The sequence below is a fragment of the Aquitalea sp. S1-19 genome (genome assembly GCF_024343515.1).
Genome location: NZ_RJTZ01000104.1, coordinates 1 through 10,705 on the forward strand (window position 1 = coordinate 1; position 10,705 = coordinate 10,705).

A 10,705-nucleotide genomic window follows, 5' to 3' on the forward strand; every position below is an offset into this window, starting at 1 on the left:
CAATATGCTGGCGATGGTCAAAATTCAGACCAAGAAGACAATGAGCAGTACCCCCGATGGCATCAGTAACTTCAATCCGGGGGATATGGCAGGAAAAACGACGGACTTTCAGGGCTTTTTCGGTCAGCTGGTCAGCTTTGTCGGTAACAAAACCAATGAAGTTAAAATTGCCGCACAGGCTCAGGCCGTGAGCCTGAAGGAAACCTATGTGACACGCGAAAATTTTTCCGGCGTTAACCTCGATATCGAAGCGGCCAACCTGATCCGTTTTCAGCAAGCGTATCAGGCGTCCAGTAAGGTCATCCAGATTGCACAGCAGGTTTTTTCCGATCTGCTGCAAATGCGCTAACAGAGGTATTGCATCATGCGTATCAGCTCTAATTCCCAATATATCGCCACCAATTACAGCCTTAGCAGCAATCAGGCACGGTTGGCCAGCCTGAACGAACAGCTTTCATCGCTTAAACGCATCAACCGCCCATCGGATGATCCGGTTGCCTCCGCCCAATTGATCAATCTGGGTCAGTCCATATCGCGCAATGATCAGATGATGATCAATACCCGGACTATAGAGTCGACGCTTGCTTTATCCGAGGAATATCTGTTCCGTGGAGGGGAGGTCCTGCAAAGTATTCAGAATCTGGCCATTCAGGCAGGTAATGCCTCATTGACGGATGAGGATCGCAGCTATTTGCGTACCCAGTTGCAGGAGCAGGTCAAAGGCCTGGTCGGGATTGCCAATAGTGCGGACGGTCAGGGCAAGTACCTGTTTAGTGGCACCAAGTCGGATACGCCGCCATTCGAGCTGACGCTGGAGCCGACCATGAGCATCCAGTACAAGGGAGACTGGCAACGGCAGGATGTCGCGGCTTCTGCGTCTCGTGATATTGCCATTACCGAGCCGGGGGGGCTGTTGTTTGGTGCCTCGTCTACGGTGGCGAATGCGGACAAGCCTGACGAATTCAGCGCCGGAAACGAGTTGTGGCAGGCTCTGGCCCGTTTTGACCAGATTCTGGCGGATGGTCCTAAGGGGATGGCCAAGGCGGGGCCTGATGGCGAGGTCGTGATGGATAATGCGACGCCGCCTGCTGCGGTGCTGGGGGCAGATGGCAAACCCCTGCAGTTCAAGGACGGTTTGCCGCGACTGGATGCGAATGGTGCTGCACTGCTTGAGCCCGTGCTGGATGCAGGTGGCAACCCTGTGTTGGGGCCGGATGGTGTGACCCCCTTGCAGCAGGCGAAAACAAAGGATTTGCCGCCAACCTATGATGAGTCGCTAGCCAAAACCATTGAAGGCTTGAAGGATGGGCATGAGCAATTGCTGCGCTCACATACCTCTATCGGTGCGCGCCGCGCCGAGGTAGAAACTTTGAGCAAAACCGGCGAAGGTCTGGATGTGCAATATAAAGCTGCCGTAGGCCAGTTGCAGGATCTGGATTATGTGCAGGCGATTACCGACCTTAATATGGCGATCACCGCGATGGACACCACGCAAAAAACCTACAAGCTGGTGTCCGAACTCAGTCTGTTCAAATACATCTGACCCGCGCCGGTAAATGCCGCTTCAGGCGGCAACTGGCTCGATGACGATCCCCGCCCTCAGTCCCGGTTTTACGCCGGGGTTGGGGAACAGGATGCGCTCAGTCCCTCCTTGCGCGATATAGCGCGTATCGCCATCCTCGGCAATTACCATGCCGTCAGGCAGCAGAGTGAAATTCTCTACCTTGTCATCCAGATTGAGCCTGAATGCATCGCTGTGCTTGATTAGATTGTATTTGGCTTGAAATAGCAGCGGGCAGGGGGCGAGCCTGGGTTTTGCTGCGGCCAAGAGTCGGCGTAAGCCTTCTTCAATGCCGGCAAAGCGGGATAGATCATTTTCGCCGAAGGGGCGTGCCTTGCCCAGTTCCAGTGTAAAAGCGTCGGCCTGACAGTGGTAGCTGGTGTAATAGCTGAAGGTCGCGGCAGGTGCGCTATGCAATAGCAGTGCCTCTATCCCGCAACCGCCTAGCCACGCCTGTTGCTCGTCGTTTTGCTTCTTGTCGTGCAAAAAGGGGACGATGGCGAATTTTTCGAATACCGAGCCGCGAATGGCCGTATGCAAATCGTAGTGCAGGCGCCGTGCGCCCTCGGGTGTGGTTGAGAAGAAATGCGCGGCAGTGCGTTCGATCTCGGCTGCGCGCAAAGCTTCCTGCGCATTGGGGTGTTGCTGGTGTGCCCCGGCAAACAGCCGGTTCATATCGAAATCGATATAGCGCTCGCCGCTCTTGAGTGCAATAGGGTGGCCCAAAACCAGCAATAGCCGGGCCTGCAATAGAAGGCGCCCGGCGATAATGTCGCCAAGCAGGGTATTGAGGACTTCGACCGGCGCAGTTTCATTGCCGTGGATGCCGGCGGATATCAGGATATGGTCGGCATGCGCGGCTAGCTTGTGCGGAACGAGTTCCAGCAAGCCATGGCCAGGCCAGACCATGCGTAGTTGTGTGAGTGTGCAGGAGGCCGGGAAGTCGGTTTTTGCTGCCGCAAGCGTGGCAGCGAGGAAGTCGGCGTGAGGGCTGAACGGCATGGCGGACACATTTCCTGGCGGGTAGCGTATTAACGGTTTGACATAGCATACGGCAAAAGCGGGTGCTTTTGCCAACGGTGCTATCCGCTATAGGCTACCCGCCTGCCGGGCTTAGTCCTGCCAGTGCGGTTTGCGCTTTTCGATGAAGGCGCGCAAACCTTCCCGCCCTTCTTGGCTGCTGCGTGTTTCACTGGCACGGTGGATGGCCAGCTCCATTGCTTCCTTGGTCGTACCCAGTAAAGCCAGATCATTAATCAGGCATTTTGCCTGATGCATGGCCTGCGGGCCATTACACAGCAAGTTGCTCACTTGTAGTGCGATGGCGCTATCCAGTTCCTCGTCTTCGACAACCTGGTGCAGTAGACCCAGCCGTTTGGCCTTGCCTGCATTGAGCCGCTCGGCGCTGAGGAAATAGCGCCGGGCGGCACGCTCGCCAATAGCACGCAGTACAAAAGGCGCAATGGATGCCGGAATGGCGCCTATGCGGGTATCGGGGAAGCTGAACAGGGCTTCGGACACCCCGTAGGCAATATCACAACAACTGATGAGTCCGGCACCAATGCCGAAAGCCGAGCCTTGTACCCGAGCGATAGTAGGCTGGGGCAGGGTGTCCAGCGTATGCAGCATGGTGGTGACCAGACGGGCTTGCTGTGCGATTTCATCGGCACTGGCACCGGCTATCCTTTGCAGCCACGCCATATCGTGGCCGGCCGAGAAGTTGATGCCGTTACCGGTCAGGATGACGATACGAATACTTTCATCGGCTGCGACCTGACGCAGGGTGTGGGTGAGCAGGCCCACCATCTCGTCGTCCATGGCGTTGTGCAGGTCGGGGCGGTTGAGGCGGATAGTGGCAACGCCGCGTGTGTCTTGGCTGAGTAGGATGGTCGCTGTCATTCTGGTTTCCTTGTCTTTATCCGGCAAAGTGCGTAATGGCGTGCGCCAGGGCCTGTGGTGCCTCCAGATGCAAGGCATGGCCGCAATCATCCAGCTGCAATAAGCGGGCATGCGGACTGTTTTGCGCCAGCAGGGCGGACTGGTAATAGGGCGTCAGACGGTCGACGCTGCCTACGATGACCAGTGTCTCGCAATCGAGGCCATTTAGCCAAGCGCGCGCATCATGTTCAAGCACGCCACGGCTTAGGCGTTGTGTCGCCGGCCAGTCTACGTTGGCCGCGATTTCGCGCAAGCGAGGCAGCATGGCCTTTTGTGTGCTGAGAAAATGGCTGGAAAATAGCCAGGGCAGGCCGGTGTCAAAGCGCAGCTCAAAGCCGCCGGCCTCATCCGAGCTGGCCCAGTTGCGGGCAATCAGTTCATTGACCGGGTCTGACCAGGCTAGCGTTGCGGCCAGTATCAGGCGCGACAGCCGCTTGGCATGTCGCCGTGCAAAGTGTTGTGCCACCATGCCGCCATAAGACAATCCGGCCACATTGGCTTGCCCGATTTGCAACTGATCCAGCAAGGACGCGACATCATCCGCCTGATCGCTCAGGCAATAGTGCTCGGCCGGTGGCTTGGCACTTAAGCCCTGACCGCAAAAATCCAGTTGTAAAACCCGGAAGTGTGGTGTCAGAAAAGGCAGTAGCAAGCCCCATGCTGCCGTGCTCATTGTGATGCCGTTAAGTAGCAGTAATGCCGGCTTGTCCCTGTTGCCGTGGTCTTCATAGAACAAGCGCTGCTGCCGGGCTTCAAAGTAGGGCATGCGTCACCTCCGATCCTGTTTATACCATTGTAGTGTCTTCCTGCGCATGCTCCGGATTCTTTACCGGGCACGCAATCTTGCTTGGTCTGTTTGAGTATTTAAACAGGTGTGCACTTTCTTTGGCTTTTTTGCCGATTCTATTGTCTGACAATGTCGCGGTTTGCATGGCGTGCTGGTGTTTTTTGTTTAAGCCCGTGTTTTTTATGCATTATCTTGCGCTGCAGCAATGAAAAAGTCCGCATTTGATGCTTGTCAATTTTATTAAACATGACATAAGCTGCAGGTGCATTTTGCCATTTGGATAATTGTGTGGTGCTGCCAGGGTGTTGTGGCGGCGTACAAGATGACAGATCAGGCTGCCGGATGTGTGGTCGGCGCCGTGCCGAGGCATGCAATTTGCTTATGCTTGAGCGGATCAAGCTGCAATCAAAAAACTAGAAGTTGCGCAGCAAACCAAATCTACATTGAGGGAGTCATCATGACGGAAGCTGTTGTTGCCTCATCCGGCGCGGCCAAAGCTGCGGCGGATCAGCCTTATCTGAAAATTGCCGGCATCGTTAAAAAGTTCGGCGACAATTTTGCCGTCGATAATCTCGACCTTGAAATCCAGCAGCACGAGATTTTTGCCTTGCTGGGCAGCTCCGGTTGCGGCAAGTCGACGCTGCTGCGCATGCTGGCGGGCATGGAGCGCCCGACCTCGGGCAAGATCATTCTGGACGGGCAGGACATTACCCAGTTGGCCCCGTATGAGCGCCCGCTCAATATGATGTTCCAGAGCTATGCCCTGTTCCCGCATATGACTGTCGAGCAGAATATCGCCTTTGGCCTGAAGCAGGATGGCCTGCCCAAGGATGAAATCGCCAACCGCGTACTGGAGATGCTGGATCTGGTGCAGTTGCGCAAATACGCCAGCCGCAAGCCTTACCAGTTGTCCGGTGGCCAGCAACAGCGTGTCGCTCTGGCGCGTAGCTTGGCCAAGCGGCCGAAAATGCTGTTGCTGGATGAGCCACTGGGCGCGCTGGACAAGAAGCTTCGGCAGCAGACCCAGTTGGAACTGGTCAATACGCTGGAAAAGGTCGGCGTGACTTGCATCATGGTGACGCATGACCAGGAAGAAGCGATGACCATGGCCACGCGTATCGGCATTATGAGCGAGGGCAAGCTGTTGCAGGTCGGCACGCCGTCACAGATTTACGACTATCCGAATTGCCGTTTTACCGCCGAATTCATTGGCGAGACCAATCTCTTTACCGGTCAGGTGGTAGTCGATGAAGCCGACCGCGTCGAAATAGAAACCGCCGAGCTGGGCGGGCGCATCCAGGTCAGTCACGGTATCACCGGCCCTAAGGGTATGGATGTCTGGGCCAGTGTCCGCCCGGAAGATGTCCGTATCGATATCCGCCCCATCGCAGCCGGCCCCAATGCCGCGCGCGGCAAGGTCAAGGAAATCGCTTACCTTGGCAGTTTCTCCATCTATCACGTGATTTTGCCCAGTGGCAAAGTGGTCAAGTCCATGGTGCCGGCCAACCGCTGGTACGAGGCGGGCGAGCAGGAGCCGACCTGGAACGATGAAGTGTATGTCAGCTGGCGCGCCGACATGCCTGTCGTGCTGACCGCTTAAGGAGGACGGCCCGATGGACATCCAGCGTTTTGCCAAAAAGTGGCTCAAACCCGGGCGCGGCAGCGTGATCGCCATGCCGTATCTGTGGCTGGGCGTATTTTTTCTGATTCCGTTTTTCATCGTGCTCAAGATCAGTTTTGCCGAGCAGGATATTGCCATTCCGCCGTTTACCAGCTTGCTGGCGTATGAGGAGGGCTTTCTTAATATCAAGGTCAACCTGTCGAATTTCCTGTTCATCTTTACCGATGAATTTTATTTCGACACCTATATCTCATCGCTCAAGGTTGCCCTGGTGACCACGGTGCTGTGCCTGCTTCTGGGCTATCCGATCGCCTATGCCATTGCCCGTACCGATCCTGCGCGGCGCAATGTGCTGCTGATGCTGGTGATGTTGCCGTTCTGGACTTCTTTCTTGCTGCGCGTCTATGCCTGGATGGGCTTGCTGAATGAAAACGGCCTGATCAACACCTTTTTGCTATGGACTGGCGTGATCAGCGAGCCTTTGCAGATGTTCCATACCGACTTCTCGCTTTACTTAGTGATGTTGTATGCCTATCTGCCGTTTATGATCCTGCCGCTTTACTCGCATCTGGTGAAGATGGATGTGCGCTTGCTGGAAGCTGCGGGCGACTTGGGCGCCAAGCCCTTGAAGGCGTTTGCCACCATTACCTTGCCCTTGTCCAGAAACGGCATTATCGCGGGCTCCATGCTGGTGTTTATTCCGGCGGTGGGCGAGTTTGTGATTCCAGAGCTGGTTGGCAGTTCGGAAACGCTGATGATAGGCAAAGTGTTGTGGAACGAGTTCTTCGACAATAACAACTGGCCGATGGCCGCTGCAGTGGCGACCGTAATGGTCTTGCTATTGCTGGTGCCGATCGCCTTTTTCCACCGCTTCGAGACGCGCGAGCTGGAGGGTAAGAACCATGTATAACGGCAATAAGCTCTCGCCCTTTCTTAAAGGCGTGCTGGTCGTGGGTTTTCTGTTTCTGTACATACCCATACTCAGCCTGATCGTCTATTCGTTTAATGAGTCCAAACTGGTGACCTTATGGGGCGGCTTTTCGCTGCGCTGGTATGCGTCGCTGTTCGAGAACGAGCAGATCATCTCGGCGGTATGGCTGTCCATCCGTATTGCGCTGGCCAGTGCCACGGCCGCGGTGGTGCTGGGTACCATCGCAGGCTTTGTCTCGGCGCGTTTCAAGCGTTTTCGCGGCAGCACGCTATTTGCCGGCATGCTGACCGCGCCGATGGTGATGCCCGAGGTGATTACCGGTCTGTCCATGCTGCTTTTGTTTATCTCCCTGCAGCAACTGACCGGCTACCCGTCCGAACGCGGCTTTTTCACGATCTGGGTCGGTCATACCACCTTGTGCATGGCTTATGTTGCGGTCGTGGTGCGCTCGCGTCTGGTGGAAATGGACAAGAGTCTGGAAGAGGCGGCGATGGATCTGGGCGCGCGTCCGTTCAAGATTTTCTTCGTGATCACCTTGCCGTTGATCTCGCAGGCGATTGCTTCGGGCTTTTTGCTCTCGATCACCCTGTCGCTGGATGATCTGGTGACCACCGCCTTCCTGTCCGGCCCCGGCTCGACCACCTTGCCGCAAGTGATCTTCTCCAAAGTGCGTCTGGGCCTGAATCCGGAAATCAATGCGCTGGCCAGTATCACGGTGCTGATCGTTGGTATTTTCGTGATCCTCGCCAACTACCTGATGCTTAACTCGCAAAGAAAACGCGAGCGCGCGATTGCCGAGGCGATGCGCGGCGATGCACCGGTTCTGCCTTCACCGCCTGTCGGCGTCGAGGGTATGGGTCGCCCGGGGCGCGCTTAAGCCCCAAGCCGCAGCGCCTTTTGCCTGCGCTGCGGCTGTTTTGATCTTGCTGTTTTAAGCCATTCTTCGACTCTTTGACCCGACTTTACCCGGACATTCAAGTTCATGCTGACCTTTGCCCATCAAGCCCACGTGCCGTCTTATTACGCTGCTACCGCCACGCCCTGGTCCGACCAGCCCCCCTTGCAGGGCGCGGTCGCAAGCGATGTCTGCGTAGTGGGCGGTGGGCTGGCTGGACTGTCGGCTGCGCTGAATCTGGCCGAGCGAGGCTTTTCCGTGACCTTGCTGGAGGGCGCGCGCATAGGCTGGGGTGCATCCGGGCGTAATGGCGGGCAGGTGATTGTCGGCTACTCCTGCGATATCGATACCATCAAGGCGCAGCTGGGGCCGGATATGGCGCGCACCTTCTGGGATATGTCGGTGGAAGCGGTCGACATCATTGATGAACGGGTCAAACGCCATCAGATAGACTGCGACTGGGTACGCGGTTTTTGCAATGCGGCGGTGAAGCCTTCCGCCATGGACGATCTTAAAGAGTGGCAGGCGACGCTGGAGCAGGATTACGGCTATGGCGGCACCGAGATGTGGAGCCGCGCGCAGCTGGCGGAGCAGCTGGGCAGCTTGCGCTATCAGGGGGGCTTGTTCGACCCGCGCTCCGGCCATATCCATCCGCTTAATTATGCGCTGGGTCTGGCACGAGCCTGTCTCGAAGCCGGCGTGGTCATTCATGAAAACTCGCCGGTGACCGGCATCGACGAGGGCCCGCGTCCACGCGTGCGCTCGGAGTCGGGGCAGGTGAACTGCGCGCATGTGGTGCTGGCGTGCAATTCGTATATCGGGGGGCTGGCCCCAAAGCTCGAGCGCAAAATCATGCCGGCAGGGACTTATGTAATTGCGACCGAGCCCTTGGGGGAGGCGCGAGCCAAGGCCTTGATCGGCAATAATATGGCGGTATGCGACACCCAGTTCGTGCTGGATTATTACCGTTTAAGTGCCGATCACCGGCTGCTGTTCGGCGGTAAGGTCAGCTACTCCGGGCGCGAGCCGGTCAATCTTTCTGAAGCCATGCGGCAAGACATGCTCAGGGTGTTCCCGCAACTGGCTGATGTGAAAATCGACTATGCCTGGGGCGGTATGTGCGATATCACCATGAACCGCGCGCCGGATTTTGGCCGGCTGTCCAGCAATGTCTACTACCTGCAGGGCTTCTCCGGCCATGGTGTCAATATTACCGGCCTGGCCGGGCGCGTGGTGGCTGAGGCCATCGCCGGCTCGGCCAGCCGCTTTGATCTGTTCGGCAAGTTGCGTCACCGCGATTTCCCTGGCGGCAAACTGCTGCGTACGCCGGCACTGGTGCTGGGGATGGCCTACTATCGCTTGCGTGACTATTTGTAAGCGCAGCGGTTCACGCGGCCAGCTCCGTTAAGCGCCTTCGGGCGCTTTTTGATATTGCAACATTTCAACTTTAGTTGTATTGTTGAAGCATGGAAAACCAAACCGCTACCCACATTTTCGAATCGCTGTCCTCCGGCATCCGCCTCGACGCCTTTCGCCTGCTGGTCAAACATGGTCATGCAGGGCTGGTGGCCGGAGAAATTGCCGCTGTGCTGGATCTTGCGCCTAACAAGCTGTCCTTCCATCTCAAGGCACTGACGCATGCGGGCCTGGTATCGGTGACGCAGGAGGGACGCTTTCAGCGCTACCGTGCCAATCTGCCGCTGATGCTGGAATTGATCGCCTATCTCACCGCCGAGTGTTGCAGCGGCAAGCCGGAGGAGTGTCTCGATGCGCGTGCCGCTTCGTGCTGCCCGGACACCGTTTTGCCCCCTGTTTCTCCTAAGCTGGAATCTTAAGCATGAATATTCTTTTTCTGTGTACCGGCAACTCCTGCCGCTCCATTCTTGGCGAAGTCACCTTTAATCATCTGGCACCGGAAGGCTTTAGGGCTATGAGTGCCGGCAGCCAGCCGGCAGGTTATGTTCACCCGCGCTCGATCGCGCTGCTTGCGCGCGAAGGCATGAAGATCGATGGACTAAGCAGCAAGAGCTGGGATGCGCTGCCGGCTATCCCCGATATCGTGATTACCGTGTGCGCATCCGCCGCCGGCGAAACCTGCCCGGCCTATCTGGGCCCGGCGCTGCGTACGCACTGGGGGGTGGAAGACCCGGCGCATGCGAGCGGCACGGACAGCGAAATCGACGCGGCCTTTACTGCGGCCTACGCCACTTTGCGTGCGCGCATCGAGGCGCTGCTGGCCTTGCCGCTGGCAAGCATGGATCGCAGTGAGCTTAAGGCCGAGCTGGATCGTATCGGCCGTGAAGTCTTCTGATGTGATTAACATTTCAACATTATTAGGATTATTGATATGAAAAAAATCGAGATTTTCGACCCGGCACTGTGTTGTGCGACCGGTGTCTGCGGCACCGAGATTGATCAGGCACTGGTGAACTTCGCCGCCGACTTTGACTGGGCCAAGGCGCAGGGGGCCGACATCTGTCGCTTCAACCTGGCGCAAGAGCCGCTGGCCTTTGCCGAAAACCCGGTGGTTAAAGGCTTTCTCGAGCGCTCCGGCGCCGACTTGTTGCCGCTTGTGCTAGTTAACGGCGAGATTGCCTTGATGGGGCGCTATCCGCGCCGCGCCGAGCTGGCGCGTTTTGCCGGTATCTCGACTTTTGCCGCCGCCAGCGCGCCAGCCCAGTCATCCTGCTGTGGTGGCAACACCGGCTGCTGCTGAAGGAGTCCGGCATGCACTTTCTGGAGAATCCGCCCGCTTTCCTGTTTTTCACTGGCAAGGGCGGGGTCGGCAAGACCTCGATCGCCTGCGCCAGTGCCGTCCGTCTGGCGCGTAGCGGTCAGCGCGTATTGCTGGTCAGCACCGACCCGGCATCCAATGTCGGACAGGTATTCGGCCAGAGCATAGGTAATACGATCCGTCCGATTGCAGCGGTAGCGGGCTTGTCGGCGCTGGAAATCGACCCGCAAGCCGCCGC

General features: G+C 57.2%; 13 protein-coding genes. 10 read left to right on the plus strand and 3 right to left on the minus strand.

The genetic code is table 11. From position 1 onward, the window contains the following. On the plus strand, positions 1-349 hold a 349-nt coding region (locus EGI20_RS13995), incomplete at its 5' end, for a flagellar basal body rod C-terminal domain-containing protein (RefSeq protein ID WP_498632211.1). Between the two features lie 15 nt (positions 350-364). Then, a complete protein-coding gene (gene flgL / locus EGI20_RS14000; protein WP_498632213.1) occupies positions 365-1,543 on the plus strand; it encodes a flagellar hook-associated protein FlgL in 1,179 nt (392 codons plus the stop codon). 21 nt (positions 1,544-1,564) lie between these two features. On the opposite strand, the gene astE is transcribed toward flgL, so the two are convergent. From astE to EGI20_RS14015, 3 genes are all read right to left on the minus strand, one after another. Then, positions 1,565-2,563, minus strand: coding sequence for a succinylglutamate desuccinylase (gene astE / locus EGI20_RS14005; protein WP_498632214.1), 999 nt, complete (start codon positions 2,561-2,563; stop codon positions 1,565-1,567). Between the two features lie 111 nt (positions 2,564-2,674). Beyond that, complete coding sequence (locus EGI20_RS14010; RefSeq protein ID WP_498632215.1) at positions 2,675-3,460, minus strand: enoyl-CoA hydratase-related protein; 786 nt, start codon at positions 3,458-3,460, stop codon at positions 2,675-2,677. A 16-nt stretch (positions 3,461-3,476) separates the two neighbouring features. Further along, the gene (locus EGI20_RS14015) at positions 3,477-4,265 is read right to left on the minus strand and encodes an alpha/beta fold hydrolase (protein ID WP_498632217.1); all 789 of its coding nucleotides are present in this window, start codon (positions 4,263-4,265) and stop codon (positions 3,477-3,479) included. A 478-nt stretch (positions 4,266-4,743) separates the two neighbouring features. On the opposite strand from EGI20_RS14015, the gene EGI20_RS14020 reads away from it, so the two are divergent. The 8 genes from EGI20_RS14020 to EGI20_RS14055 form a co-directional block, all read left to right on the plus strand. Next, a complete protein-coding gene (locus EGI20_RS14020; RefSeq protein WP_124734347.1) occupies positions 4,744-5,886 on the plus strand; it encodes an ABC transporter ATP-binding protein in 1,143 nt (380 codons plus the stop codon). Between the two features lie 13 nt (positions 5,887-5,899). Then, entirely contained in the window at positions 5,900-6,817 is a 918-nt protein-coding gene (locus tag EGI20_RS14025; RefSeq protein ID WP_498632219.1) for an ABC transporter permease subunit, read from the plus strand. Beyond that, a complete protein-coding gene (locus EGI20_RS14030; RefSeq protein WP_124734345.1) occupies positions 6,810-7,715 on the plus strand; it encodes an ABC transporter permease subunit in 906 nt (301 codons plus the stop codon). Before EGI20_RS14025 ends, EGI20_RS14030 begins: the two co-directional genes overlap by 8 nt. Positions 7,716-7,820: 105 nt before the next feature. After that, complete coding sequence (locus EGI20_RS14035; protein ID WP_498632221.1) at positions 7,821-9,110, plus strand: NAD(P)/FAD-dependent oxidoreductase; 1,290 nt, start codon at positions 7,821-7,823, stop codon at positions 9,108-9,110. A gap of 89 nt (positions 9,111-9,199) precedes the next feature. Then, positions 9,200-9,568: an ArsR/SmtB family transcription factor gene (locus EGI20_RS14040; protein WP_498632222.1), complete on the plus strand. Its 369-nt coding sequence runs from the start codon at positions 9,200-9,202 to the stop codon at positions 9,566-9,568. Positions 9,569-9,570: 2 nt separating this feature from the next. Then, entirely contained in the window at positions 9,571-10,044 is a 474-nt protein-coding gene (locus EGI20_RS14045; RefSeq protein ID WP_498632224.1) for an arsenate reductase ArsC, read from the plus strand. A 36-nt stretch (positions 10,045-10,080) separates the two neighbouring features. Next, positions 10,081-10,449: an arsenite efflux transporter metallochaperone ArsD gene (gene arsD / locus EGI20_RS14050; RefSeq protein WP_498632226.1), complete on the plus strand. Its 369-nt coding sequence runs from the start codon at positions 10,081-10,083 to the stop codon at positions 10,447-10,449. Between the two features lie 11 nt (positions 10,450-10,460). After that, a partial coding sequence (locus EGI20_RS14055) for an ArsA-related P-loop ATPase (protein ID WP_498632228.1) occupies positions 10,461-10,705 on the plus strand: 245 nt, incomplete at its 3' end.